This window comes from Thiohalobacter thiocyanaticus (assembly GCF_003932505.1).
GTDB classification, from domain to species: domain Bacteria; phylum Pseudomonadota; class Gammaproteobacteria; order Thiohalobacterales; family Thiohalobacteraceae; genus Thiohalobacter; species Thiohalobacter thiocyanaticus.
Genome location: NZ_QZMU01000001.1, coordinates 1,655,680 through 1,681,631, shown reverse-complemented (window position 1 = coordinate 1,681,631; position 25,952 = coordinate 1,655,680). Strand labels below are relative to the sequence as shown.

Genomic DNA, 25,952 nt, shown 5'->3' with positions numbered 1-25,952 from the left:
ACAGGGATGCGTATCGGACAGAAAAACAGTCTCCTGGTCGTCGGCATGATGCTGCTGGTGCTGGTCGGTGTGACCGGCGCCGGCTATCTGCTGGTGACAGGCCACGTCAATCGCCAGATCAGCAGCGACATCCAGCATGCCCACGAGGTCTATGTGCAGGCCCAGCGCGAGGCCTTCGCCCAGCTGGTGAGCACGGCGCGTACCATCGGTCAGGAGCCGGGCCTGTTGGCCGCGCTGCTGACCGCGCACCCGCCGACGGTACGCAGCACGCTGGAGGAGAGTTTTCCGCGCCCGGGTCTGGACCTGCTGGCGCTGAGTCTGGAAAACGACCCGGGCCGGACGCTGGCCGAGGCCAGCAAGCCTCACCTGGTTTCACCGCGGGTGCTGGCCTCGGATGCCATCCAGACCCTGGTGCGCCAGGTCAGCCAGGGCGCCCGGGTAGCCTATGGCAATGCCATGATCTTCGAGACCTTCCTGCGACTGGTCGCCATTCCCGTGGTCAATCCCGGCGGGGGTGTGATCGGTGTGATGGTGCTCGGCCAGGAGATCGACCAGGCGGCGCTCGAGCGCCATCAGCCGTTGCTGCGCACTCAGGTCGCGCTCTATGACGATCAGGCCCTGGTTGGTGCCACCCTGCCGGCCCGCCTGGCGCAGCTGCAGGGGCTGGAACCGGGCCGGGTCGAATTCAGTCTGGACGGCGCCGGCTATCTCGGACGGGTTTATCCGGTGCTGGCCGGCGACGGCAGGACCCCGGTGGCCAGGCTGCTGCTGGCGCATGCCAGCGACAGCTACTGGGTGCCCTACCGCAGCTTTGCCCTGCAGGGACTGCTGGTTTCCGGCGCCGTGCTGGTGGTGGCGGCGGTGCTGGGCATGGTCATCAGCCGGCGCACCCTCACCCGCCCGCTCAGCCTGCTGGCGGCGGCAACCAGGAAGATCGCCGCCGGCGATCTGTCGTGGAAGGTGGAACTGGTCCGCGACGACGAACTGGGCGAGCTGGCCGAATCCTTCAACCGCATGCTCGATGACCTGCGCCGCTCCAACGAGGCGCTGGAACACAACCGCCGCCGCTTCCATGACTTCGCCGAAAGTTCCTCCGACTGGCTGTGGGAGACCGACGCCGAGGGCCGCTTCAGCTATCTCTCGCCCGGGTTCAAGACCTCGCTGGGCATGGACGGCCAGCAGTGCCTGGGCCGGACCTGGCAGGAGGTGTTTCCCGAGGACGATCTGGAAGCGCTGACCGCGCGCCTGCGGCCGCAGCGCGATCGCGGTTTTCCGTTCAAGGACCTGACCCTCCGCGTCTGCCTGCATGATGCCACCAGCCGGGACCTGCGCATCAGCGGCATCCCGGTACGCGAGCAGGATCGCTTCGCCGGCTTCCGCGGCACCGCCAGCGACATTTCCAAGCAGCGTATCAACGAGGAGCGGGTCGCGCTCCTGTCCAACCAGGACCAGCTCACCGGGCTGGCCAACCGCCGGCGTTTTCTGGTTGACCTGGCGCACGAGATCCGCCGGGCCCAGGCCCATACCCGTCAGGGCGTGCTGATGCTGGTGGATCTGGATCACCTCAAGCTGCTCAACGATGCCGCCGGCTATGCCGTGGGCGACGAGATGATCGTGCAGGTGGCAGGGGTGCTGGAGCGGCTGGCGCGCGCGGAGGACATCATCGGGCGCATCAGCGGGGACGAGTTTGCCCTGACCCTGCCTGACCTCAGCCTGGAAGAGGCGCGCACGCAGGCTCAGCGGATCCTGGATGCCATCGCCGAGTGCCGGCCGGTACGCACCAAGGCGGGCGTGCCCATCAATGTCTCGGCCAGCATCGGCCTGGTCGGCTTCCCCGACCAGGGCACCGATCCGGTGGAGCTGATCGCCAAGGCCGACAGCGCCATGTACGCCGCCAAGGACGCCGGCCGCAACCGGTTCGAGATCTTCGACGCGACCAGCATGTCGCGCGAGCACATCGGCGGGCTGCTGGCCTCGCGCAACCGGGTGCTCAGGGGCCTGGAGGAGGACCGCTTCGAGCTGCACTTCCAGCCCATCGCCAGCGTGCTCAACGGCGAGGTACACCACTTCGAGACCCTGGTGCGCATGCGCGACGACGGCGGGCAGCTGCATCCGCCCAGTGCCTTCATCCCGGCGGCCGAGCAGTTCGGCCTGATCGGCCGGGTGGACCGCGAGATCGTGCGCAAGGCCATCTATCATATCGCCACCCTGCCCGATGCCCTGGGCCAGGTGGGCTTTTCCATCAACCTGTCCGGACTGTCGGTGGGCGAAGCCGAAATGCTCAGCCTGATCGAGGGCTGTCTGGATGAGACCGGGCTGGATCCGGCCCGCATCACGTTCGAGCTGACCGAAACCGCGGCCTGCGAGAACATGGCGCTGGCCGCCGAGTTCCTCAGCCGGATCCGTCAGCTGGGCTGCCGCATCGCGCTGGACGATTTCGGCGTGGGCTTCTCCTCATTTTCCTATCTCAAGCACCTGCATGTGGACATGCTCAAGATCGACGGCAGCTTCATCCGCGATATCGCCAGCAACCGGGAGGACCAGCTGTTCGTCAAGGCGCTGGTGGACGTGGCCCGCGGCATGGGTATCCGCACCATTGCCGAGTTCGTGGAAAGCGAGGCCGCCTTCCGCCTGCTGCAGCGCCTGGGGGTGGATTATGTGCAGGGCTACCACATCGGCCGGCCCGAGGCCGCCATCACCGAAGCCGGCCTGCACGGGTTCGCCCGGCGCCTGAATCCGGGCGGCGGTCAGGTGGTCAACGGCTGAGACGTTCGCGCGCCCGCTGCGCCGCGGCCCGCACCTGGGCCGGCGCGGTGCCGCCGATGTGATCGCGGCTGGCGATCGAGCCTTCCAGGGTGAGTACATCGAACACGTCCTGCTCGATGATCCCGCTGAACTGCTGCAGCTGCTCCAGGCTGAGCTGGGACAGGTCGCGCCCCTGCTCCAGGCCGAGGCGCACCGCCCTGCCCACCACCTCGTGGGCGTCGCGAAACGGCAGTCCCTTGCGCACCAGGTAATCGGCCAGGTCGGTGGCGGTGGAAAAGCCTTCCAGCGCGGCCGCACGCAGGCGCTCGCGTTTCGGCTCGATGGCCGGGATCATGTCGGCGAACACCCGCAGGCAGCCCCTGACCGTGTCCACGGTATCGAACAGCGGCTCCTTGTCCTCCTGGTTGTCCTTGTTGTAGGCCAGCGGCTGGCCCTTCATCAGGGTCAGCAGGCCGATCAGGTGACCGTTGACCCGGCCGGTCTTGCCGCGCACCAGCTCGGGCACGTCGGGGTTCTTCTTCTGCGGCATGATGGAGGAGCCGGTGCAGAAACGGTCGGGCAGGTCGATGAAGCCGAACTGGGCCGAGGTCCACAGGATCAGCTCCTCCGAGCAGCGTGACAGATGCATCAGCAGCAGCGCCGCGGCGCTGGTGAATTCGATGGCGAAGTCGCGGTCGCTGACCGCGTCCAGCGAGTTCTCCGCCGGGGCGTCGAAGCCGAGCAGCTCGGCGGTATAGTGCCGGTCGATGGGATAGGTGGTGCCGGCCATGGCCGCCGCGCCCAGCGGCATCACGTTGACCCGCCGCCGGCAGTCGGCCAGGCGCTGGCGGTCGCGCTCCAGCATCTCGAACCAGGCCAGCATGTGATGACCGAAGGTCACCGGCATGGCCACCTGCAGATGGGTGAAGCCCGGCATGATGGTGTCGGCCTCGCGCTCGGCCAGGTCGATCAGCCCGCCCTGCAGCCGTTCAAGCTCGGCCGTGATCAGGTCGATCTCCTCGCGCAGATACAGGCGCATGTCGGTGGCGACCTGATCGTTGCGCGAGCGCCCGGTGTGCAGTTTCTTGCCGGTGGCGCCGATACGCTCGGTGAGGCGCGCCTCGATGTTCATGTGCACGTCCTCGAGTCCGACCGACCAGTCGAAGCCGCCGGCCTCGATCTCGGCGCGGATATCCTCCAGGCCGGCGATGATCTCGTCGCATTCGGCCGCCGTGAGCACCCCGACCCGGGCCAGCATGCGGGCATGGGCGATGGAGCCGGCGATGTCCTGGCGGTACAGGCGCTGGTCGAAGCCCACCGAGGCGGTGAAGGCCTCGACGAAGGCGTCGGTGGATTCGGTGAAGCGTCCGCCCCAGGGTTTGCTCTTGCCGTCGCTGTCTGCCATGTCGGGTTCCGTTGGATTGCGCGTGGTGGGAGTATACCGCCCGTCCGGTCAGCCGGGCCAGACGCGCCCGCTGGCCATGTCAGCAGACGCGGGGGATAATCGCCGGGCTGCAGCACGCTGCCGCAGGGAGAGATGCCGCAGGGATAATGGAAACGCCAGCCAACAACGCCGCCGGGTTGCCCAATGGTGATGCCGGCTTTCTGCCCGACTTCTGCGCCATCCGGGCGGTGTTCGCCGTGGTGGTCAGCGCCCAGCTGCTGGCCTTCGTGCTGGCCCTGGCCGGCACGCCGCCGGGCGGACTGTGGTGGAACGAGCTGGGTCTGGTCTCGCTGTTCGTGCAATGGGTGGCGCTGTCCTGCACCGCGGTGCTGTGCCTGACCCGGCGCTGGCTGGTGCGTCTGCCGCCACGCCGCGCCGGGCTGTTGGCCTATACACTGATCCTGCTGCTGGTGCTGGGGTTGAGCGAGCTGGCCTTTCAGCTGCTGCCCACGCTGGATGGCACGCCCGGACAGCACCGCGACTATCTCATCCGCAATCTGGCCATTGCGGCCATCGTGGCAGCCCTGCTGCTGCGCTACTTCCATGTCCGCCGCCAGTGGCAGATGCAGGTCGCCGCCGAGGCCCAGGCCCGGATCGAGGCGCTGGCCGCGCGCATCCGGCCGCACTTCCTGTTCAACAGCCTCAACACCATCGCCGCGCTGACCCGCAGCCGGCCGGAACTGGCCGAGGAGGTGGTGCAGGACCTGGCCGAGCTGTTCCGTGCCGGCATGATGGATGTTCAGGCGCGTATTCCGCTCGGCGAGGAGCTGGCCATCGCCCGCCGCTATCTGAATATTGAACGGCAGCGCCTGGGCCGGCGGCTGGAGGTCGAGTGGACCGAGAAGAACCTGCCCCTGGATGCGGCGGTGCCGCCGCTGATCCTGCAGCCGCTGATCGAGAACGCTGTCTATCATGGAATTGAGCCGCGTGGTGATGGCGGCTGCATCCATATCCTGGCCACCTACAACAAGGGACGGCTGCGGCTGGAGGTGCGTAATCCCCTGCCGCCGGATTCGGGCTCGCCGCGGCGGGCGGGCAACCGCATGGCGCTGGAGAACATCCGTCAGCGCCTGTTGCTGGTGTTCGGTCCGCAGGCGCGGCTGGAGACCGAGCAGCGTGATGGCCAGTACCGGGTGCGCATGCTGTTTCCGCTGGAGCGTGCGGCATGAAGGTGCTGGTGGTCGACGACGAAGCGCTGGCACGGGAGCGGCTGATCTCCATGCTGGCCGGCGTGCCCGACATCGAGATCACGGGCGAGGCGGCCACCGGGCGCGAGGCCATCGAACAGGTGGCGGCGAACCGTCCCGATGTGGTGCTGCTGGACATCCGCATGCCGGAGATGGACGGCCTGGAAGCGGCTCGTCACCTCGCCGGGCTGAGTGAACCGCCGGCGGTGATCTTCACCACCGCCTATGGCGATCATGCCCTGGAGGCGTTCGAGGCCTGCGCCGTGGATTACCTGCTCAAGCCCATCCGCAGTGAGCGCCTGATGGCCGCGCTGGCCAATGCCTGCCGGCTCAACCGGGCCCAGGCCGCGCGGCTTGCCGGCGAGGACGGGCCGCGTCAGCGCACTCACCTGTGCGTGCCGGTCCGCGGCAGCCTGCAGCTGGTGCCGGTGACCGACATCCGCTACTTCCAGGCCGACAACAAGTACGTCACCGTGCGCACCGGCGAGGGCGAATTCCTGATCGAGGAGGCGCTGAAGGCACTGGAGGAGGAATTCGGCGAGCAGTTCATCCGCATCCACCGCAACGCCCTGGTGGCGCGACGTTATCTCAGCGCGTTGGAACGTGACGCCGAGGGCCGGCTGTGTGCCGTGTTGCGCGGGGTGGATGCGCGACTGGAGGTCAGCCGCCGTCAGCAGCCCGAGGTGCGGCGGTTGCTTAAAGGGGGATGAGAGTAACGCAGAGGTTGTTGCCCTCAAGCGTTTACTGCTGCAGCACCGCGTTGGCCGTATCGATGCCGCGGTCGATATAGCCGCCGTAGAAGTCCGGGGTCAGCAGGCCGACCACACGATCAGCCAGCTCCTTCCCGTCCGGACCCAGGAACAGCAGGGTCGGGGTCATGTCGACGTCATACTCATCGGCGATGCGCCGCGCCGGGCGGATTTCCCCGTGCAGGTCCTCCACCATCACCCCGGCGTCGATGTTGAGCTTGCGGATCAGCACCCGGTCCTCGTAATCGCCACTGATCAGCATCGGGATCAGGAAATTCTGCTCGACCTGGTCACAATAGGTGCAGTGCCGGCTGCTGAAGGCCAGCAGCAGCGGCAGGCCGCGCTCGGCCGCCTCGTGGGTGGCCTGCTCCAGGCTCTGAACCTCCTGGACCTCCGGCCGGGTCCCGGCTCCGACCGCAGCCTGGCCCAGCAGCCAGAGCAGCAGCACCCCGCCCGTGATAAACTTGAAAGCCTGTTTCACCACTCGTTATCCTCACTGCTTGCGCGCGGGCGTCTCAGCCGGCCCGAGCTATTCAATCCTGATACCCAAGAGAAACCATGTCCCTGACCAAGCTCCGCATCGCCACCCGCAAGAGCGCGCTCGCCCTGTGGCAGGCCGAACACGTCAAGACCGGTCTGGAACTACACCACCCCGGCCTGGAGGTCGAGCTGGTCACCATGACCACCCAGGGCGACCGGGTGCTCGACAGTCCGCTGGCCAAGATCGGGGGCAAGGGCCTGTTCGTCAAGGAACTGGAGACCGCCATGCTGGAGGGACGGGCCGATATCGCCGTACATTCCATGAAGGACGTCCCGGTCGAACTGCCCGAGGGGCTGGAGCTGGCCCGGATCCTGGCCCGCGACGATCCCCGCGACGCCTTCGTCTCCAATGAATATGCGGACTGGGAGGCGCTACCGCAAGGGGCAGTGGTCGGCACCTCCAGCCTGCGCCGCCAGAGCCAGCTGCGCGCCCTGCGTCCCGATCTGCAGATCCGCGACCTGCGCGGCAACGTCAACACCCGGCTGGAGAAGCTCGACCGCGGCGACTATGCTGCCATCATCCTGGCCTGCGCCGGGCTCAAACGCCTGGGTTTCGGCGCCCGCATCCGCAGTGAAATCGGACCGCAGGTGATCCTGCCGGCCATCGGCCAGGGGGCGATCGGCATTGAGTGCCGGCGTGAGGATCCCGAGGTCCAGGCCCTGATCGCGCCCCTGGGCGATGCCCGCACCGCCCAGCGGGTAAACGCCGAGCGATCGCTGAACGCGGCCCTGCAGGGCGGCTGCCAGGTGCCGATCGGAGGCTATGCCGAAATCGAGCACGGGGTGATCGTGCTGCGCGGCCTGGTCGGCCGTCCCGACGGCAGCGAGATCGTCCACGGGGTGATCAGCGGCCGGCCCGAGGACGGCGAGGAACTCGGCCGGGTGCTGGCCGACGACCTGCTCGGCCGCGGCGCCGACGCCATCCTCAAGGCGCTCTACGAAGACGCCTAGCATGCGGGGACGGCGACCGGTGCTGGCGGGGTGGAGGGTGCTGGTCACCCGCCCCGAGGCCCAGGCCGGTGCGCTGTGCGAGCAACTGGCCGCGGCGGGTGCCGAGCCGGTTCCGTTCCCGGTGATGGAGATCCGCTACCTGGACCGGGTCGACTGGCCGGCGCCGCTGGAAAGCTTCGATTACGCGCTGTTCGTCAGCGTGAACGCCGTGGCCGCCTGGCGCGCGCAGGCCGGCGGCAGGCCCTGGCCGGCGGCGGTGCGTACCCTGGCCATCGGCCGGCGCACGGCGGCGGCCATGGCGGCCGCCGGCATCCCGGCCGGTCTGGCCGCGCCCTCGCCCCATACCAGCGAGGCATTGCTGGCGCTGCCGGACTTGCAGCGCCTGACGGATTGTTCCATCGTGATACTGCGCGGGCGCGGTGGTCGCGAGCTGATCCGGGACACCCTGCGCGAGCGTGGCGCCCGGGTCGAATGCGTCGAGCTCTACGAGCGGGCCCTGCCCGCGCGGGATCCCGCCCCGCTGCTGCAACGCTGGTACAGCGGCGGGCTCGATGCGGTGATGGTGACCAGCAATGCAATCCTGGATAATCTGCTCACCCTGCTGGGCGAGTCCGGCGCCGCGCTTTGTTGCGGCATACCCGCGATCGTGCCCATCGCCCCCGCACCCGGGAAACACTCCCTGAGATGCGGGGGGGTGGGTGGGGGGGGGGGGGGCGTCGGTCGCGACAGGTTCCGGGAGCCGAGGATGCTCACGACGCGGCCATGATTGCCGCGCTGGAGGGACTGCGCGGCCGCCCCGGCGGAATCCGCGCCCAACCCACCCAATCGGGAAGCTGAAAATAGTGAAAACAAGAAAGCCCCAGCCCCAATCCCAATTCCCATCCGGCAGGGCATCAGGCGCGCTCAGACGGCGGCGAAGCCGATGGCGCAAGTTCGCGTTCCAGTGGCGACCGCCGCGCAAGTCCTCCCACCCCCCGCCGGCCGGCCCCTGCCTCGCCCCGGCCCAGCGCCGGGCCGCGCTACGCCGGACCGCTGGCCATCCTGGACCTGCTGGTCGGTGTCGGGGCCCTGGTCGGAGGCTATTTCATCTGGCACGAGGTCCAGCGCCAGGCCGGCTGGCAGCAGGAGGTCCTGGCCCAGATCGACAGCCGCAACCAGGCCCTGGACAACCGCATCGCTGCCGCCGTGAACCGGATGGAATCCGCCCTGGACGGAGCGGACAGCGCCCGCCGCGGCCTGCGCCAGGATCTGGCCGACCAGCAGCAGTCGATCGAGGCCATGGAGCGGGCCTTCGGGGTGCTGCGGGCCCAGGTCGGGCGCAGCCAGGAGGCCTGGGTGCTGGCCGAGGCCGAGTATCTGCTGCACGTGGCCAACCAGCGGCTGCAACTGGCGCGGGATGTGGATACCGCCCTGGCCGCGCTCGCCACCGCCGATCAGCGCCTGCAGGAGCTGGCCAACGCGGCCTACCTGCCGGTGCGGGAACAGATCAGCCGCGAGCTGGGCGCCCTGCGCAGTGTCAACGAGCCGGAACCATCGACGGCATCGCCCTGCGCCTGGAGACCCTGGCCGCCAATATCGACGATCTCAAGGTCGCCGGCGCCCAGTACCGGCCCACACCGCGCGCCGAAGGCCCCGATGCCGACGCCGGGGTGCCCGCCGGGGACTGGCGCGAGCTGCCCGCGGCCCTGTGGAATGAACTGCGCCAGCTGGTGGCGGTGCGGCGCAACGATGAGCCGGTCGCCCCACTGCTGGCACCGGATCAGCAGTTCTTCCTCCATGCCAATCTGCGGCTGCAGCTCGACACCGCGCGTCTGGCCGCCCTGCGTGGCACGCCCGAGCTGTACCGGGTGAGCCTGCGCACGGCGCGGGACTGGCTGGCGCAGGAATTCGATGTCGGGCAGCCGGCGGTGCGCGAAGCGCGGGCGGAGATCGATGAGTTGCTGGCGGTGGAACTGCGCCCCGAGCTGCCCGACATCGCCGGTTCCCTGCGCCTGCTGCGCCAGGAACTGGCCCTGATCGATGCCGGCCGGGTCACGCCGGAAGCCGCTTCCGACGCCGCCGCCGATGACGGCGCGGAGAGCGCACCATGAAGCCGCTGTTCCTCGCCCTGCTTACCCTGGCGCTGGGCGTGGTGCTGGGGTTGGTGTTTCTCAACGAGCCCGGCTATGTGCTGATCGGTTACGGTCAGTGGAGTGTCGAGACCAGCCTGTCGCTGCTGCTGTTCGCCCTGCTGCTGGGTTTCATTGTCCTCTATGCCCTGCTGCGGCTGCTGGCCGGGGGTGCGGCGGACCCCCCGGCGGCTGCGGGCCTGGCGCGGCCGGCGCCGGGCCCTGCGGGCCCGCCATTCGCTCAACCAGGGGCTGCTGGCCCTGTCCGAGGGCGACTGGCCGCGGGCCGAGAAACTGCTGGTCGAGCATGCGGATGACAGCGAGAGCCCGCTGCTCAACTATCTGGCCGCGGCCCGGGCCGCCCAGGATCAGGGGAGGATGCCCGCCGCGAATCAATACGCGTCTGGCCCCATCAGGCCATGCCGGATTCCGACGCGCCGTCGCTGACCCAGGCCATCGGCCAGTTCATCAGCAGCAGATGGAAAAGGCACTGGCACCTCTGACCCACCTGCGCGCAATCGCGACGCGTCAATGCTATGTGTTTTGAGATGCGCACCCGCCTGTACAAGCGCCTGGCGACTGGGAGGCGGCTGCGCGAGCTGCCTGCCGGAGCTCCAATCGCGCGGGTATTGCCCGAGCCGACCCTGGAGCTGGAGGAGACGGTCTATCGCGCGCGGCTGGAACGTACTATACTGCGCTCGAGCATGACGTCCGATGCGCTGCAGCAAGTTTATGGGGCCCAGCTGCCACACGGCTGCAGCCCGGAGCGCCGACCTGCTGCTGGTCTTACGACACGCGCCCTGCATCACTGAAACGGGACAGCGCGGCCGAGCCGGTGATGCGCGAGGCCATCCCCGCCGCCGCGAACGAGCGCCTGCTGGATTGTCCGCCGGTGCGGGCGAGAACCTGGGCATGCAGCTCTCGCAGCTGGAGGAATGGCTCAAGGAGCAGCCGCGCAATCCGGTGCTGCTCCAGGCCGCCGGCCGGCTGGCGATCCTCAACCGCCTGTGGGGCAAGGCCCGCAACTATCTCGAGGCGGCTCTGGAGATCCAGCCCACGGTGGAAGGGTATCAGCTGTTGGGCAGCCTGCTGGAGGAACTGGAAGAGCCGGATCAGGCCGCAGTGTGCTTCCGCAAGGGCATGCAGCTGGCCACCGGCGAGACCGGCCGCCTTCGCCGCGCCGGGGTGTGAGGTTTATTAAAGATCAAGAGCGCCACGGAATACACGGAAAACACGGACAGTACTTGAATATAAGGCTGGTGGATTTTTAAGGATTTCCTGTCATTCCGGCGAATGCCGGAATCCATAACCCGCCGTAGTCAAGGGGTTCCGCCCTGGGCCGAAATAACGAGCATTGAGCGGAACGGAGACCGGGCAGCTTTTGCAATTATATTTTTCCGGGTTTTCCGTGTATTCCGTGGTGCTCTTGATCTTCACCCGCCGCCCTGGGCGGCCTTGTCCCGGGTGTCGGCGGCGAATTCGAAGGCATCGGCGAACATCTGTTCCTGCGGCACGCCGCGGCCGAGGAAGCTCTTGCGACCGGCCTCGACCATGGCCGGTGGGCCGCTCATGTAGATGTCATGGCCGGCCGGTTCGGGGTAACGCTCGAGCAGTGCGCCCAGTACCAGGCCGGTCCTCCCGTCCCAGGTATCCTCGGCCAGCGGCTCCGACAGCACCGGCGTGTACTGGAGGTTCCCATGTTCGCGCGCCCAGCGGCTGATCGTGTCATGGGCATAGAGATCGCGCCGCGAACGCGCTCCCCAGAACAGGTGGATCGGCCGGGTGATGCCGATGTGGAAGGCGTGTTCCAGCATGCCCTTGAGCGGGGCGTAGCCGGTGCCGCCGGCCATCATCAGGATCGGCCGCGGCGAGTCCTCGCGCAGGTAGAACTGGCCGAAGGGGCCCTCGATGCGCAGGATGGCCTTCGGCTGCATCTCGTTGAATACATACTGGGTGAACTCGCCGCCCTCGACCAGCCGGATGTGCAGGTCGATGTAGTCGTCGTCATGCGGGGCATTGGCGATGGAGAAGGCGCGCCGGCGGCCGTCCTTGAGCAGGATCTCGATATACTGGCCGGCAAAGAACTGCAGCCGCTCGGTGGTCGGCAGCTTCAGCCTCAGCAGGTAGACATCGTGGCAGAGCCGCTGCATCTCGGCGACCCGCGCCGGCATGTTCTTGACCTCGATCTGGGCCGGCGTGATCAGTTCCTGTACCTCGATGCCGAGATCCTCCTGCGGCATGGCCTGGCAGAACAGCGCCTCGCCGGCGGCGGCCTGTTCCGGCTCGAGCGCGGGCGGCAGGACATCGCTGGGGTAGCTCACCGAACCACTGATTACCCGGCCCCGGCAGCTGCCGCAGCTGCCGCCGCGGCAGCCATAGGGCAGTTCGATGCCCTGGCGCAGGGCCGCTTCGAGCACGGACTCGCCGGCTTCCACAGAAAATGTGTGGCCGCTGGGTTCGATCTTGACCTGATATGCCATGTAATCCTGGACGCAACTCAAACAAAGGCGGCGATTGTCGCCCATTTCCCGTGGGAGATAAACCGATGGTTCCTGTGCTTGTACTCTTTCAAGGTGATATTGACGCATTCAGCGCTCCTGTGGTGTTTCGCCGCAAGGCGCGTCGTGCAGGCAATGGCTCGGTCCTTGTCAAGCGGCGCAACGCAGTGGCGGGACACCACAGGGGCGCCCTCCGGGTTGGCCTGTCAGCATCCCTGTCTGTGTTGCTGCTCTTGCAAAGGGCTCGCCATTCGCTGCGAGCCGCGCCTTGCCAGGAATGCTGACAGGCCAACTGAATGCGTCAATATCACCTTGAAAGAGTACTAGTCGTCGGCTGCGGCTATGTCGGCCGGCGCCTGGGCCGGCAGTTGCGGACGGGGGATGTTCCGGTCACAGGCCTGGTGCGCAGCGACGCGAGTGCGGCTGCATTGCGGGGGGTGGACATCGCGCCCCTGCAGCTCGACCTGGATCAGGCGCTGCCGGCGGGTGCGCTGCCCGCGGCCGGCCGTGAGCTGTACTACTTCGCCCCGCCCCCGCCGGAAGGCGATGGCGATCCGCGCCTGGCGCGGGTGCTGGAGCAACTGCAGCCGGGCAACCTGCCGCGCCGCATCGTCTACATCAGCACCAGCGGCGTGTACGGCGACAGCGGCGGCGACTGGATCGACGAGTCCTTTCCGCTCAACCCGGGCACCCCGCGCGGCCGCCGGCGCCTGGCCGCCGAGCAGGCCCTGCAGGCCTGGTCGGAGCAGACCGGTGTCGCGGTGGTGATCCTGCGCGTGCCCGGGATCTACGGCCCCGGCAAGCTGCCACTGGAACGCATCCGCCAGGGCCTGCCCATCCTGCGTGAGGAAGATTGTCCCTACACCAACCGCATCCAGGTGGACGATCTGATCAGCGCCTGCTGCGCTGCCATGGAAAGGGGCGAACCGGGCGCTGCCTACAACGTCGCCGATGGCCATCCCAGCACCATGGCCGACTACTTTGCATGTATCGCAAAAGCGGCCGGGTTGCCGCCGCCGCCCACCGTCACGCGGGCCGAGGCGCCCGAGAAACTCAGCCGGGGCATGCAGGCCTTCATGAATGAGTCCAAGCGGCTGGACAACCGCCGCCTGCGCGAGGAACTGGGGGTGGAACTGCAGTACCCGGACCTGGAAGCGGGACTGGCGGCCTGTTTTGCTGAAGAAGCGAAATGACCCCTGTGCCACTGTCGCCCGCCCGTCTCTGTGTACTCACGCGACAGTAAAGGCCCTTGGGAGAAATGGCTGATCGCCCAACCCAATCGGGCCTTGGCGTCGAAATTGTTGACGTTTTTATAAGCAATGAAAAATTAATATATTAAAAAACAATATATTAAAAACTGGTATATATACTGCTTATAACATCCTTCCCGAATAACAATGTAAAAATCGCTGACTGCATCGCCACCACTGCACGCCAGTCAGATAACGACAAAACAGGGGGGTATCAAGTGCACTCATCCCGGCACCTTGGCAGTCATATCGTTTTCATACTGGCAGTTCTGAGCCTCTCACCTTCCATGGCCGCCCAGGCTGCGGACAAATACTGGATCGGCAATGATGGGGCCTGGACAGACCCCGGCAACTGGGACCCCTACGGGATTCCGAACTGGGACAACGTGTATCTGACACAGGCCGATTCGGTCAATCGCACCATAAGGGTAATGGACACCGGCAGCTATCTGCCGTCCATCGGCGCGCTGTATATCGATGCCATCGGTAGCGGTGCCATTACGCTCGAGCAATCCGGCAATGTTCTATTCGCCGATCGGGTGGATGTCGGCGTAGCGGGCGCCGCCAGCTATCGCCACACGGGCGGAGAGCTCCATGTCATGGACGCCCTCACACTTGGCCAACAGTCAGGCAGCCGGGGTGAATACATACTGTCCGAGAGCGACACCGGCTGGAGCGATCTGCGTACCTGGGAAACAGTTGTCGGCGGCGCCGGCCAGGGTTTGTTCAGTCAGAGCGGTGGACACCATTCGACTGATCGTCTGCTGGTCGGCAGTGAAGCCGGCAGCAACGGTACATACCGTCACCAGAATGGTGACGTGTGTTGCCTGGGAGTTGATGGTAGGCCATCAGACCGGCAGCTACGGCCGCTATGACTGGACCGGCGGGCTGCTGGACTTCGATGGGCTGGTGGTCGGTGCGGGCGGGACCGGTGTCTTTGTGATGGACAAGGCGCCTGACGGTTACTATCCAGCGCTGGAACTGAATGGCTCACGCCGCCTCGTTGTGGGCCGGGATGCCGGCAGCCATGGCACCTTCGAGCAGCACCAGGGCGATGTGGATAACTGGAGCGACTCGGGGCTGCAGGTCGGCGTGGCCGGGCAGGGCGTCTACCGCCACAGCTACGGCGCCCACTGGATCACTGAAACCCTGACCCTTGGCGTGCAGACGGGTGGCCGGGGTGAATACATACTGTCCGGGAGCGATACCGGCTGGAGCGATCTGCATACAGGGGAAACAGTCGTCGGCGGTGCCGGCCAGGGTATGTTCAGCCAGAGCGGTGGACACCATTCCACTGATCGCCTGCTGGTCGGCAGTGAAGCCGGGAGCAACGGTGCATACCATCACCAGAATGGTGATGTGCTTGCCTGGGAGCTGATGGTGGGCCATCAGGCCGGCAGCTACGGCCGCTATGAATGGAACAGCGGGTGGCTGGATTTCGATGAACTGGTGATCGGTGCGGCCGGGACCGGCGTCTTTGTGATGGACCAGTCGTCTGATAGCTATGATCTCGTGCTGCAACTGACGGGCTCGCGCCGGCTGGTGCTGGGCCGGGACGCCGGCAGCCACGGCACCTTCGAGCAGCGCCGGGGCGATGTGGATAACTGGAGCGACTCGGGGCTGCAGGTCGGCGTGGCCGGGCAGGGTGTCTATCGCCACAGCCAGGGAGAGCACCAGATCAGCGAAACGCTCACCCTGGGTGTGATGGCGGGCAGCCGAGGTGAGTACATACTGTCAGGGAGCTTTTCTGTTTGGAGTGTTCTGCATACACAGAATACAGTCGTCGGCGGCGCTGGCCAGGGTCGTTTCACCCAGTCGGGGGGGCAGCATGCCACGAATCAGTTGACGATCGCCGCCAGTGATGGAGGCAGGGGTGAGTACAGGCTGACCGGCGGGAGTCTGGATACGCTCACGACACGTATCGGGGTGCATCAGGATACGGTGGGTTTGATGGATATCTCCGGTCGGGATGCAGCGTTCGTAGGCGGTGATGTCCAGGTCGGTGGCGATATCCTGGATGAAGCGCACCCGGAACAGGCAGGGCGGGGTGAGCTGATCGTGCGGAACAACGCATACCTCTACGCCAACCAGGTTGATATCCGCACCGGGGGTACCTTCCGGGCCGAGGGCCTCATTGAGGCCGATATATTCAATCACGGGAACATGTATGTGGGGGCGTCCACCGATACGGGTGCAATGCTCGATGTCTACGGCAATCTGCATCAGGATACGGGCGGACGCCTGCATCTGGAGCTCGGGACAGGACAGGGTGATTTCGACGATCTGTTGAATGTCTATGGCAGTGCCGGGCTGGGTGGCGATCTGGTGATCACGCTGGGTGAGGCCTTTTCAGCCGATGAAGGCATGACCTTCGATATCCTGTATGCAAGTGCTGTGATCGGTGAGTTCGACAGCCTGTTCTTCCCGGTATTCGACGGCAAGACCTTCGATATTTTCTATGGCGACGGCTGGGTCGATCTGACCGTGGTGAGTGCCGTCCCGGTGCCTGCCGCCGTGTGGCTGTTCGGCAGTGGTTTGCTGGGGCTGTTCATGGCCGGGCGCCGCAGGCCCGCCGTGCATTGAGGTCTGCTGCCCGGATCAGGGCTTGAATATATCGAGTTCGTCCCACAGGGCGTCGACCCGCTGCTTCACCTCGTCCGACATCCGGATCGGCCGGCCCCATTCACGGTCGGTCTCGCCCTTCCACTTGTTGGTGGCGTCCAGGCCCATCTTGCCGCCCAGGCCGGAGACGGGCGAGGCGAAGTCGAGATAATCGATCGGGGTGTTGTCGATCAGGGTGGTGTCGCGCACCGGGTCCATGCGCGTGGTCATGGCCCAGATCACGTCCTGCCAGTCGCGGATGTTGACGTCGTCGTCGGTGACGATGACGAACTTGGTGTACATGAACTGGCGCAGGAAGGACCAGACCCCGAACATCACCCGCTTGGCGTGACCCGGGTACTGCTTCTTCATGCTGACCAGCGCCAGGCGGTAGGAGCAGCCCTCGGGCGGCAGATAGAAATCGGTGATCTCCGGGAACTGCTTCTGCAGCAGCGGTACGAACACCTCGTTCAGCGCCACGCCCAGGATGGCCGGCTCGTCCGGCGGCCGGCCGGTGTAGGTGCTGTGATAGATGGGATCGCGGCGGTGGGTGATGCGCTCGAGGGTGAACACCGGAAAGCGCTCCACCTCGTTGTAATAGCCGGTATGGTCGCCGAACGGGCCCTCGTCGGCCTCCTCGCCCGGATGCAGGAAGCCCTCAAGCACTATCTCGGCCGAGGCCGGCACCATCAGGTCGTGTGACAGGCACTTCACCAGCCGGGTGCGGCTGCCGCGCAGCAGACCCGCGAAGGCGTACTCCGACAGTGTGTCCGGCACCGGCGTGACCGCGCCCAGGATGGTGGCCGGGTCGGCACCCAGCGCGACGGCGACCGGGAAGGGTTCGCCGGGATGCTCGGCCTGCCAGTCGCGGTAGTCCAGCGCCCCGCCGCGATGGGCCAGCCAGCGCATGATGACCTTGTTGCGGCCGATGACCTGCTGGCGATAGATGCCCAGATTGGCGCGTGGCTTGTGCGGGCCCTGGGTGACCACCAGCGCCCAGGTGATCAGCGGGCCGGCATCGTCGGGCCAGCAGGTCTGGATCGGCAGGGTGCCCAGATCCACAGCGTCCTTCTCGATCACCACTTCCTGGCAGGGGGCGTCGCGTACCGTCTTCGGCGCCATGTCCAGTACCTTCTTGAACATGGGCAGCTTGCTCCAGGCATCCTTCATGCCGCGCGGCGGCTCGGGTTCCTTCAGGGTGGCAAGCAGTTTGCCGACCTCGCGCAACGCCAGCGTGGATTCCTCGCCCATGCCGAAGGCGACACGCTCAGGCGTACCGAACAGGTTGCCCAGCACCGGCATGGCATGCCCTTTCGGGTTTTCGAACAACAATGCCGGGCCGCCGCGGCGCAGGGTGCGGTCGCAGACCTCGGTCATCTCCAGGCAGGGGTCGATCTGCTGGCGGATGCGTTTGAGCTGGCCGCGTTGTTCGAGCTGATGGATGAAGTCGCGAAGGTCGTTGTATTTCATGGGCTGAAATCAGTTGGCCGGGTGGTGTGAACGCAGAGGGTGCAGAGGCGTTTATGCCCTATGGGTACGGAGACGCAGAGAAAGATAAATTTCATGACTGAGTTGCTTCAGAGTCAGAATATAAGGCTAAATGAAAATCAGCGCATATTCCGTCATCCCGGCGAAGGCCGGGATCCAGACACCGCTGCGGTCACTGGATTCCCGCCTCCGCGGGAATGACGGTATTCTTCAAGTTTGCAGTTAACATTTCCTGCCGCTGTGAAAGACAGTTACGGTGCCATCTGGGTTGTATGGGTTTATTATCACATCCTTTTCGCCTCTGCGTCTTTGCGTTCTCTGCGTTACTGCCGCTTACCTTAATTCAAGCGGCCAGCCCGCTGTGGCGCAGCAGCGCGTCGATGGAAGGTTCGCGGCCGCGGAACTCGATGAACAGCTCCATCGGCTCGCGCGAGCCGCCCTGCTCCAGGATGCTGGTGAGAAAACGCCTGCCGGTCTCGTGGTCGAAGACGCCGCTCTCCTCGAAGGCGGAGAAGGCGTCGGCGGAAAGCACCTCGGCCCACTTGTAGCTGTAGTAGCCCGCCGCGTAGCCGCCGGCGAAGATGTGCGAGAAGCTGTGCGGGAAGCGATTGAAGGACGGCGGCTGCATTACCGCGACCTGATCGCGCACTTCCTGGAGAATCTCGTAGACGCGACCGCCCCGGTCGGGGTCGTATTCCCTGTGCAGGCGGAAGTCGAAGATGGAGAACTCCAGCTGGCGTACCATCATCATGGCGGCCTGGAAATTCTTCGCCGCCAGCATGCGCTCGAACAGCTCGCCCGGCAGCTTCTCGCCGGTTTCATAGTGCCCGGCGATCAGATCCAGCGCCTCGCGTTCCCAGCACCAGTTCTCCATGAACTGGCTGGGCAGCTCCACCGCGTCCCAGGCCACGCCGCTGATGCCGGAGACCCCGGCATAGTCGACCTGGGTCAGCATGTGGTGCAGGCCGTGGCCGAACTCGTGGAACAGGGTGATGACCTCGTCATGGGTGAGCAGTGCGGGTTTGTCGCCCACCGGCGGGGTGAAGTTGCAGGTCAGGTAGGCCACCGGTGTCTGCAGGCCGTCGCGGGTGATGCGCCGGGAGATGCACTCGTCCATCCAGGCGCCGCCGCGTTTGTGCGGCCGGGCGTAGAGGTCCAGATAGAACTGGCCTCGCAGTCTGCCGTCAGCGTCGCGGATTTCGTAGAAACGCACGTCCGGATGCCAGGCGTCCACGCCCTCGACCTCGTTGATATCGAGGCCGTAGAGTCGCTGGACCACGGCGAACATGCCGGGGATGACGCGGGTGACCGGGAACCAGGGTTTGAGTTCCTCCTGCGAGATGGCGTATTTGTGCTGACGCAGCTTTTCCGAGTAGTAGGCGATATCCCAGGCTTCCAGGTTGTCCATCCCGTGCTGGTCGCGGGCGAAGGCGCGTACCTCGTCGAGTTCGGCGCGGGCTGCCGGCAGGGCGCGTTCGGCCAGATCATTCAGGAATTGCAGTACCTGTCCGGTGCTCTGTGCCATCTTGGTCTCGATGGACTTCTCGGCATAGTTGTCGAAGCCGAGCAGCCGGGCGACCTCGTGGCGCAGGGCCAGGATTTTCTCCATCACCGGGCCGTTGTCCCACTGGCCGGCATTCGGGCCCTCGTCCGAGGCGCGGGTGACATAGGCCGAATAGAGTTCGCGCCGCAGTTCCCGGTCGTCGGCGTAGGTCAGCACCGGGTAATAGGACGGGAACTCGAGATTGAACACCCAGCCCTCCAGACCCTCGCGCCCGGCGGTCTGGCGGGCCAGATCGACGGCCGATTCGGGCAGGCCGGCCAGACGGTTTTCATCGGTGATATTCAGCTTCCAGGCGTGAGTGGCATCCAGCAGATTCTCCTCGAACTTCGCGGTCAGCGAGGACAGCTCCTGCATGATGGCCCGGTAGCGGTCGCGCTGCCCGGGTGGCAGGGCCACGCCGGAGAGACGGAAATCACGCAGGGCATTGTCGATGACCTTGCGCTGGGCCGTGTCGAGCAATGGATATTCATCACTGTCGGCAATCTGCTGGAAGGCCGCGTACAGACGTTCATTCTGGCCCATCTCGGTGGCGTAGTCCGACAGCTTGGGCAGGCAGGCGTTATAGGACTGGCGCAGTTCCTCGCTGTTGACCACGGAGTTCATGTGACTGACCGGTGACCAGGCGCGGTCGAGCCGGTCCTCGGCGTCCTCGAGCGGCTGCACCAGGTTGTTCCAGCTGTAAGTGCTGTTCTCGTCCAGCAGCCGCTGCACGGTGGTACGGCAGTCGGCGAGGATGCTGTCGATGGCCGGCTCCACGTGCTCGGGGAGGATCCGGCCGAAGGGCGGCAGGCCCTGCAGGTCAATGAGGGGGTTGGTCATGGTTTTCCCTGGAATCGTTACCGTTGATGAGGGGGATTGTAGACGCAGACGCAGGGAGATGACACAGGTACGGCGGACCCTGGACGGACTGGAATCAGGTTCCGAACTCGTATTCACCGAGTGCGCGCTGGCGGCAGCGATCGCTGCCCGTGAGCGGCAGCACCGCCTTCAGTGTGGTTCCCCTGCCGGGGTTGGCCTTGATGTCCAGCCATCCGCCCTGGGCGCGCAGGCGTTCGTTCATGCACTGGATGCCATAGGAGTCGGAGTGGCGTATCTGCGCCTGGCGGATACCGCAGCCATCGTCGCGTACGACCAGGCAGGCCTGACGCCGGGTGTGGGAGAGCGCCAGTTCGACCCGGGTGGCGCCGGCGTGCTTGACCACATTGTTCAACGCCTCCTGGCAGATACGGAACAGGGTCAGCTCCTGCTCACGCCAGTCCTGTCCCGGGCCTGGCCAGTCCAGCCGCAGTTCGCACTGCAGTCCGGTGCAGGAGCAGACCTGCGCCACATGGTCCTCCAGCGCTGCCTGCAGGCCGTACAGGTCGAGCAGAGGCGGGCGGAGCTGACCGATCAGTCGCCGCAGGACGTCGCCTGCCTGATGGATGTGATCGGCCAGCTGATGCAGCTCCTCGCTCAGTTCCGGTACCTGCTTATGCAGCTGCTGCTGGACCTGCTGCTGTCTGATGCTTATCAGCGTGAGCACGCCGCCCAGCTCGTCATGCAGCTCGCGCGCGATCAGCCGACGTTCCGCCTCACGGACCTGCTGCAGATGCGCGTTGAGCCTGTGCAATGCCTGTTCCTGCTGCTTGTATTCCGTGATATCGCGGATCAGGCACAGCCGGGTGCGCTGCAGGCTGTTGGTGTCACGCAGGCTGATGACGGTGGTTTCGGTGTGGATCGTGGTGCCGTCCTGGTGTTGCAGCGACAGCTCGCGGCGAAAACGGCTGCGCCGGTCGAGCTCCAGGTCACTCTCCGCTGCGAAGGCCCGGAAACTTCTGCGGTCCGGATAGAGTATCTCGATGCTGCTGCCGATGAGCTGCTCATGGTGATAGCCGAACAGCGCACTGGCGGCGGGATTGCAGGCACGAATGCAATGATCGTCGGGGTCGAACACCAGGACCGCCTCCTGCATGGCATGAAAGGCCCGGTCGAGGACGAACTCTGCGGCAGGGGCTTCGCAGCTCCCCGGGAAGGGGTGGCAGGGTGTGTGTCCGTAAGGCTGCTGTCCGTATCGCATGTTGTTCTGCTGCGGTCCGTGGCTGTTTCGATTCAAGTCTAGACAGCTGACTGGCGTACTTCCTGTGCAGTGAATCACACTTCGAACACCTGGGCTGGCCTTAATTCCCTGGTATTTTCAAGGGATAGTGCGTGCAGCCTCCCGGCGCACGGGCGCTGTTCATTGCGGCCCGCATCGGTACAATGACGGCTTTTGTGGTTATTCGGCAGAAGCAGAGCGGATCATGGACAGACACTTCGACCTTATCGCCATCGGTGCCGGCAGCGGTGGACTTTCCGTGGCCGAGCGCGCCGCGCGTTACGGTGCCCGCTGCGCTGTTATCGAGAGCGGGCCGCTGGGCGGCACCTGCGTGAACGTGGGCTGTGTGCCCAAGAAGGTGATGTGGTACGGCGCCACCCTGGCTCACGCGCTCGAGGATGCCGCCGGCTACGGCTTCGATATCACCCGCAACGGGTTCGACTGGGCCCGGCTCAAGGCCGGCCGCGACGGTTATGTCAACGGCATCAACACCTGGTACCACACCTATCTGACCGACTCCGACATCGCCGAGATCCCGGGCCGGGCGCGTTTCATCGATGCCCGTACCCTGGATGTCGATGGCGAGCGCTACACGGCCGATCACATCTGCATCGCCGTGGGCGGCTATCCCACCGTGCCGGATATCCCCGGCGCCGAACTTGGCATCACTTCGGACGGCTTCTTCGAGCTGGACACGCTGCCGCCGCGGGTGGCCATCGCCGGCTCCGGCTATATCGCGGTGGAACTGGCCGGGATGCTGAATGCGCTGGGCAGTGATGTCACCCTGGTGCTGCGGCGCGAACACATCCTGCGCGACTTCGACGCCATGCTGCGCGAATGCCTGATGGAGGAGATGATCAAGGACGGGATCGATATCATCTCCACCACGGAGCTGGCCGAGGTGGTGCGCCAGGACAGCGGCAAACTCAGCCTGCGCGGCTGCAATGGCCAGCATCTGGATGATTTCGACCAGCTGATCTGGGCCATTGGTCGTACTCCCGCCACGGCAGGCCTGAACCTGGAAGCGGCCGGTGTGGCCACCGATGACAACGGTTTCATTCCCAGCGACAGGTTCGAGAACACCAATGTCGAGGGCATCTACGCGCTGGGCGATGTCAACGGCAAGGCCGCGCTCACCCCGGTGGCCATCGCCGCCGCCCGGCGCCTGGCCGACCGCCTGTTCGGCGGCATGAGCGAACGCCACCTGCCCTACGAGAACATCCCCAGCGTGGTATTCAGCCATCCCCCCATCGGTACCGTGGGCCTGACCGAGGCCCGGGCGCGGGAAATACACGGCGACGCCGTCACGATCTACCAGACCCGCTTCACGGCCATGTATCACGCCCTGACCGAACACAAGCGCGAGACCGCGATGAAGCTGGTCACGGTCGGTGCGCAGGAAAAGGTGGTGGGCTGTCACATCATCGGCATGGGCGCCGACGAGATGCTGCAGGGCTTCGCCGTGGCCGTGCGCATGGGCGCGCGCAAGGCCGATCTGGACGACACTGTCGCCCTGCATCCGACCAGTGCCGAGGAACTCGTGACCATGCGCTGACGTGTCCCCGTCAGTCCCGCCACCCGGGCCGCCTCGCCCGCCGACGTGCCGCCGCTTCCAGGATCTCGCGCCGCCGTTCGGGATCCGCCCCGCCCCATTCCGTGATCTCCTTCAGGCTGCGGCCGCAGCCCAGGCACACGTCGGCGTCATCCAGGGTGCACATGCGGATGCAGGGTGAGTCTGGCTTAGGGTCTGTCCGGTTCATGCTGTATGATCGCCGCCTATGTCCGAATATGCCTTTATCGACCAGGCCGCCGCGCTCATTGACGCCTGCGGCGAACTGCGCCGCCACGACTGGCTGGCGCTGGATACCGAGTTCATCCGGGAAAAGACCTTTTACCCGAAGCTCTGCCTGATTCAGGTGGCCACTCCGGATCTGCAGCTGTTCTGCATCGATCCGCTGGCGCTGGACATCGACCCGCTGCTGGAGGTGTTCTACGACCCTGGCATCACCAAGGTGCTGCACGCCGCCCACCAGGACCTGGAGATCTTCCATCAGCTGCGCGGCAGCCTGCCCGCGCCGGTGTTCGACACCCAGCTGGCCGCCCCGCTGCTGGGCTATCCCGAGCAGACCGGCTATGCCAACCTGGTGCGCGAGCGCCTGGGCGTGGAGCTGCCCAAGGGCCACAGCCGCACCGACTGGGCGCAGCGTCCCCTGTCCGCCGATCAGCTGCGTTACGCCGCCGATGACGTCTACCACCTGGCCCGGCTCTATCCGGCGCTGCGCGCGGCGCTGGCCGAACAGGGCCGGCTGGACTGGCTGGCGCCGGACTTCGACCTGCTGCTGGATCCCGAGACCTACATCGTCCATCCGGAAGCGGCCTGGCAGCGGATCAGGGAGGCCACCCGCCTGAAGGGTGCCAGCCTGGCCATCCTGCAGGATCTGGCGGCCTGGCGCGAGGAACGGGCCCAGCGCGAGGACAGGCCGCGCAAGTGGATCCTGCCCGATGACACCCTGGCCACCCTGGCCCGGCTCAAGCCCAAACGACGGGTGGAGCTGGAACGGGCGCGCGGGCTCAATCCCGGCCTGATCCGCCAGCACGGCGATGAGCTGATCGAACGCATCCAGGCCGCCCGCACCCGGGAGCCTCTGCCGCTGCCCGCCTTCACTCGCCTGCCGCCGCTCGCACCTGCCGAAGAGGCCGCGCTGGACCTGCTGCAGGGCGTGCTGCGGCTGATCGCTACGGACAATGGCATCAATCCCGGCGTGCTGGGCGGGCGCAAGGATCTGGAGAAGCTGCTGCGCGGGCGCGACGACTGCCCCCTGTTGCAGGGCTGGCGGCGCCGACTGGCCGGCGACCGGCTGCTCGCGGTGCTGGCCGGCGAGCATCAGGCCGGGATCCGCGACGGCCGGCTGCAGCTGGCGCCGCCGCTCAGCGGCTGACCGGTACCTGCAACCAGAAGGTGACCGGGCCGTCGTTGGTCAGGCTTACCTGCATGTCGGCGCCGAAGCGCCCGCAGGCCAGGTCGGGATGCCGGGCCCGGGCCTGTTCCGCCAGGTATTCGAACAGTTGCTGCCCCGCCTCCGGCGTGGCGGCCGGCGTGAAGCTGGGCCGCATCCCCTTGCGGGTGTCGGCGGCCAGGGTGAACTGGGGCACCAGCAGCAGGCCGCCGCCGGTATCGGTCAGCGACAGGTTCATTTTCCCGTCCGCATCCGGAAACACCCGATAGCCCAGCAGCCGCTCCAGCAGCCGGTCGGCCTGGGCCACGCCGTCGCCCTGCTCCACCCCGACCAGCGCCAGCAGCCCGGGGCCGATGGCGCCGACCGTCTCCCCGCCCACCGTCACCCGCGCCTCGCTCACCCGCTGCAGCAGTCCGATCATCCGGGTCAGTAGGCCCCGAGCTTGTCGGCGAAGCTGTCCGTGGCGCTGACCAGGGCCTCGATGATGCCGGGCTCGCTGGCGGCATGGCCGGCGTCGGGCACGATCTGCAGCCGGGCCTGGGGCCAGACCCGGTGCAGCGCGACGGCCTGCTCCACCGGGCAGACACAGTCATAGCGTCCGTGGACGATGACACCCGGGATGTCGTGCAGACGCCCGGCCTGATTCAGGATCTGGTCCGGTTCCAGGAAGCAGTTGTTGACGAAATAGTGGGATTCGACCCGGGCCAGGCTGAGCGCGGTGTAGGGCGCGCCGAAGTGTTCGATCACGGCATCCCGCGGCAGCAGGGTCGAGGCGCGCGCCTCCCACAGGGCCCAGGCCTTGGCCGCCTGCATCCGGGTCACCTCGTCGTCGCCGGTCAGGCGGGCATGATAGGCCCGCACCATGTCCCCGCGCTCGGCCTCCGGGATGACCTCGAGGTATTCTTCCCAGTGTTCCGGGAACAGACGCCCGGCGCCGTCCTGGTAGAACCAGGCGATGTCGCGCGGCCGGCACAGGAAGATGCCGCGCAGGATCAGAGCCAGCACCCGTTCGGGGTGGGTCTGGGCATAGACCAGTCCCAGGGTCGAACCCCAGGAGCCGCCGAACACCACCCAGCGGTCGATGCCCAGGTGCTCGCGGATATGCTCCAGATCCGCCACCAGGGTCTGGGTGGTGTTCCCCTGCAGTTCGGCGTGCGGGGTGGAGCTGCCGCAGCCGCGCTGATCGAACAGCACGATCCGGTAGCGCTCGGGATCGAAGAAGCGCCGATGGTAGGGCTCGCAGCCCCCGCCCGGGCCGCCGTGCAGGAAGACCACCGGCAGGCCGGTGGGGTTGCCGCATTCCTCCACATGCAGGACGTGCGGGGGCTCGACGTCCAGCGTGTGTTGCACATAGGGCTTGATATCGGGATACAGACCCGCCACGAACACCTCCCTTCGACTGGCTTGTAAGCATAGGCTTACAAATAAATCATCATTTTCCGACTGTCCGGCGGGGATGCCGCCGTGAAACCATACTGTGCGGCCTCGGGGCTTCCGCAGGATGCGGGATCCGGGGTCAGGCTCGGCATGACTCGCGATGCGGAATCAATATCTGGGAGGGTATCCCCATCGCGGGTAGTGTGTCGCCAATAAGCTTAATAATCATGCCTTCCAGCCTCTTTTTGGCAACTCACCCGGTACCCGCCGGGTTTTTTTTCGCCTTCAATTCAAGTAAGAGCGCCACGGAATACACGGAAAGCACGGAAAAATACCAAGCATAAAGTCATGGTTCATTGCCGTGGTGCGCTGCACCCCGGGGTCGTTCGCGTACTCGCCCGGCAATGACAGAACAAGAT

At 66.1% G+C, this 25,952-nt stretch carries 24 protein-coding genes and 1 pseudogene; 16 read left to right on the top strand and 9 right to left on the bottom strand.

Translation table 11 applies throughout. The features are described from left to right. The first annotated feature begins 6 nt into the window (after window positions 1–6). A complete protein-coding gene (locus tag D6C00_RS07865; protein WP_125181212.1) occupies window positions 7–2,766 on the top strand; it encodes a putative bifunctional diguanylate cyclase/phosphodiesterase in 2,760 nt (919 codons plus the stop codon). Here the strand turns inward: D6C00_RS07865 and argH are convergent. After that, window positions 2,756–4,150 (bottom strand): argininosuccinate lyase, encoded by a 1,395-nt coding sequence (gene argH, locus D6C00_RS07860; protein ID WP_125181211.1) that lies wholly within the window; start codon window positions 4,148–4,150, stop codon window positions 2,756–2,758. The two genes, D6C00_RS07865 and argH, sit on opposite strands and share 11 nt — an antisense overlap. 146 nt (window positions 4,151–4,296) lie before the next feature. Between argH and D6C00_RS07855 the strand changes: the two genes are divergently transcribed. Both D6C00_RS07855 and D6C00_RS07850 read left to right on the top strand, forming a co-directional pair. Then, window positions 4,297–5,358, top strand: coding sequence for a sensor histidine kinase (locus D6C00_RS07855; protein WP_125181210.1), 1,062 nt, complete (start codon window positions 4,297–4,299; stop codon window positions 5,356–5,358). Beyond that, a complete protein-coding gene (locus tag D6C00_RS07850; RefSeq protein ID WP_125181209.1) occupies window positions 5,355–6,086 on the top strand; it encodes a LytR/AlgR family response regulator transcription factor in 732 nt (243 codons plus the stop codon). The genes D6C00_RS07855 and D6C00_RS07850 overlap by 4 nt, the downstream gene beginning before the upstream one ends. 31 nt (window positions 6,087–6,117) lie before the next feature. Here the strand turns inward: D6C00_RS07850 and D6C00_RS07845 are convergent, their stop codons facing one another. Beyond that, complete coding sequence (locus tag D6C00_RS07845; protein WP_158675358.1) at window positions 6,118–6,606, bottom strand: thioredoxin fold domain-containing protein; 489 nt, start codon at window positions 6,604–6,606, stop codon at window positions 6,118–6,120. Between the two features lie 77 nt (window positions 6,607–6,683). Between D6C00_RS07845 and hemC the strand changes: the two genes are divergently transcribed. The 8 genes and pseudogenes from hemC (at window position 6,684) to D6C00_RS07810 (ending at window position 10,915) form a co-directional block, all read left to right on the top strand. After that, the gene (gene hemC, locus D6C00_RS07840; RefSeq protein WP_125181207.1) at window positions 6,684–7,616 is read left to right on the top strand and encodes a hydroxymethylbilane synthase; all 933 of its coding nucleotides are present in this window, start codon (window positions 6,684–6,686) and stop codon (window positions 7,614–7,616) included. Window position 7,617: 1 nt separating this feature from the next. Next, window positions 7,618–8,382, top strand: coding sequence for a uroporphyrinogen-III synthase (locus D6C00_RS07835; RefSeq protein WP_125181206.1), 765 nt, complete (start codon window positions 7,618–7,620; stop codon window positions 8,380–8,382). A gap of 428 nt (window positions 8,383–8,810) precedes the next feature. Next, a pseudogene (locus D6C00_RS16320) lies at window positions 8,811–9,131 on the top strand (uroporphyrinogen-III C-methyltransferase); the annotation flags it as partial. A 17-nt stretch (window positions 9,132–9,148) separates the two neighbouring features. Further along, window positions 9,149–9,706 carry a uroporphyrinogen-III C-methyltransferase gene (locus D6C00_RS16050; RefSeq protein ID WP_255416786.1) on the top strand — a complete coding sequence of 186 codons (558 nt, stop codon included), beginning with the start codon at window positions 9,149–9,151 and terminating at the stop codon, window positions 9,704–9,706. Beyond that, the gene (locus D6C00_RS07825; RefSeq protein WP_125181204.1) at window positions 9,703–10,041 is read left to right on the top strand and encodes a heme biosynthesis HemY N-terminal domain-containing protein; all 339 of its coding nucleotides are present in this window, start codon (window positions 9,703–9,705) and stop codon (window positions 10,039–10,041) included. The genes D6C00_RS16050 and D6C00_RS07825 overlap by 4 nt, the downstream gene beginning before the upstream one ends. Then, on the top strand, window positions 9,947–10,171 hold the full coding sequence (locus tag D6C00_RS16720) for a heme biosynthesis HemY N-terminal domain-containing protein (RefSeq protein ID WP_399361225.1): 225 nt from the start codon (window positions 9,947–9,949) through the stop codon (window positions 10,169–10,171). The genes D6C00_RS07825 and D6C00_RS16720 overlap by 95 nt, the downstream gene beginning before the upstream one ends. Window positions 10,172–10,260: 89 nt before the next feature. Further along, window positions 10,261–10,536: a hypothetical protein gene (locus tag D6C00_RS07815; RefSeq protein WP_125181202.1), complete on the top strand. Its 276-nt coding sequence runs from the start codon at window positions 10,261–10,263 to the stop codon at window positions 10,534–10,536. Between the two features lie 70 nt (window positions 10,537–10,606). After that, window positions 10,607–10,915 carry a heme biosynthesis protein HemY gene (locus D6C00_RS07810; protein WP_125181201.1) on the top strand — a complete coding sequence of 103 codons (309 nt, stop codon included), beginning with the start codon at window positions 10,607–10,609 and terminating at the stop codon, window positions 10,913–10,915. A gap of 242 nt (window positions 10,916–11,157) precedes the next feature. Here D6C00_RS07810 and D6C00_RS07805 read toward each other — a convergent pair whose 3' ends face one another. After that, window positions 11,158–12,204, bottom strand: a complete 1,047-nt coding sequence (locus D6C00_RS07805) for a CDP-6-deoxy-delta-3,4-glucoseen reductase (protein WP_125181200.1) — start codon at window positions 12,202–12,204, stop codon at window positions 11,158–11,160. 314 nt (window positions 12,205–12,518) lie between these two features. Between D6C00_RS07805 and D6C00_RS07800 the strand changes: the two genes are divergently transcribed. The 3 genes from D6C00_RS07800 (at window position 12,519) to D6C00_RS15740 (ending at window position 16,055) form a co-directional block, all read left to right on the top strand. After that, entirely contained in the window at window positions 12,519–13,415 is an 897-nt protein-coding gene (locus tag D6C00_RS07800; RefSeq protein WP_125181199.1) for an SDR family oxidoreductase, read from the top strand. Between the two features lie 344 nt (window positions 13,416–13,759). Then, complete coding sequence (locus D6C00_RS07795; protein WP_125181198.1) at window positions 13,760–14,347, top strand: hypothetical protein; 588 nt, start codon at window positions 13,760–13,762, stop codon at window positions 14,345–14,347. After that, the gene (locus D6C00_RS15740) at window positions 14,310–16,055 is read left to right on the top strand and encodes a VPLPA-CTERM sorting domain-containing protein (RefSeq protein ID WP_206609531.1); all 1,746 of its coding nucleotides are present in this window, start codon (window positions 14,310–14,312) and stop codon (window positions 16,053–16,055) included. The genes D6C00_RS07795 and D6C00_RS15740 overlap by 38 nt, the downstream gene beginning before the upstream one ends. A gap of 15 nt (window positions 16,056–16,070) precedes the next feature. Here the strand turns inward: D6C00_RS15740 and ubiD are convergent, their stop codons facing one another. From ubiD to D6C00_RS07775, 3 genes are all read right to left on the bottom strand, one after another. After that, the gene (gene ubiD, locus D6C00_RS07785; protein WP_125181197.1) at window positions 16,071–17,543 is read right to left on the bottom strand and encodes a 4-hydroxy-3-polyprenylbenzoate decarboxylase; all 1,473 of its coding nucleotides are present in this window, start codon (window positions 17,541–17,543) and stop codon (window positions 16,071–16,073) included. A gap of 361 nt (window positions 17,544–17,904) precedes the next feature. After that, window positions 17,905–19,944 carry an oligopeptidase A gene (gene prlC, locus D6C00_RS07780; protein WP_125181196.1) on the bottom strand — a complete coding sequence of 680 codons (2,040 nt, stop codon included), beginning with the start codon at window positions 19,942–19,944 and terminating at the stop codon, window positions 17,905–17,907. A gap of 94 nt (window positions 19,945–20,038) precedes the next feature. Beyond that, window positions 20,039–21,181 (bottom strand): PAS domain-containing sensor histidine kinase, encoded by a 1,143-nt coding sequence (locus D6C00_RS07775; RefSeq protein WP_125181195.1) that lies wholly within the window; start codon window positions 21,179–21,181, stop codon window positions 20,039–20,041. A 223-nt stretch (window positions 21,182–21,404) separates the two neighbouring features. Here D6C00_RS07775 and gorA point away from each other — a divergent pair, with 223 nt between their 5' ends. Then, the gene (gene gorA, locus D6C00_RS07770; RefSeq protein WP_125181194.1) at window positions 21,405–22,754 is read left to right on the top strand and encodes a glutathione-disulfide reductase; all 1,350 of its coding nucleotides are present in this window, start codon (window positions 21,405–21,407) and stop codon (window positions 22,752–22,754) included. Between the two features lie 10 nt (window positions 22,755–22,764). On the opposite strand, the gene D6C00_RS07765 is transcribed toward gorA, so the two are convergent. Next, the gene (locus D6C00_RS07765) at window positions 22,765–22,959 is read right to left on the bottom strand and encodes a DUF1289 domain-containing protein (RefSeq protein ID WP_125181193.1); all 195 of its coding nucleotides are present in this window, start codon (window positions 22,957–22,959) and stop codon (window positions 22,765–22,767) included. An 18-nt stretch (window positions 22,960–22,977) separates the two neighbouring features. On the opposite strand from D6C00_RS07765, the gene rnd reads away from it, so the two are divergent. Continuing rightward, entirely contained in the window at window positions 22,978–24,138 is a 1,161-nt protein-coding gene (gene rnd, locus D6C00_RS07760; RefSeq protein ID WP_125181192.1) for a ribonuclease D, read from the top strand. On the opposite strand, the gene dtd is transcribed toward rnd, so the two are convergent. Both dtd and pip read right to left on the bottom strand, forming a co-directional pair. Then, the gene (dtd, locus tag D6C00_RS07755; RefSeq protein WP_125181191.1) at window positions 24,128–24,577 is read right to left on the bottom strand and encodes a D-aminoacyl-tRNA deacylase; all 450 of its coding nucleotides are present in this window, start codon (window positions 24,575–24,577) and stop codon (window positions 24,128–24,130) included. The two genes, rnd and dtd, sit on opposite strands and share 11 nt — an antisense overlap. 5 nt (window positions 24,578–24,582) lie before the next feature. Continuing rightward, window positions 24,583–25,539 carry a prolyl aminopeptidase gene (gene pip, locus D6C00_RS07750; RefSeq protein WP_125181190.1) on the bottom strand — a complete coding sequence of 319 codons (957 nt, stop codon included), beginning with the start codon at window positions 25,537–25,539 and terminating at the stop codon, window positions 24,583–24,585. Window positions 25,540–25,952 lie beyond the last annotated feature (413 nt).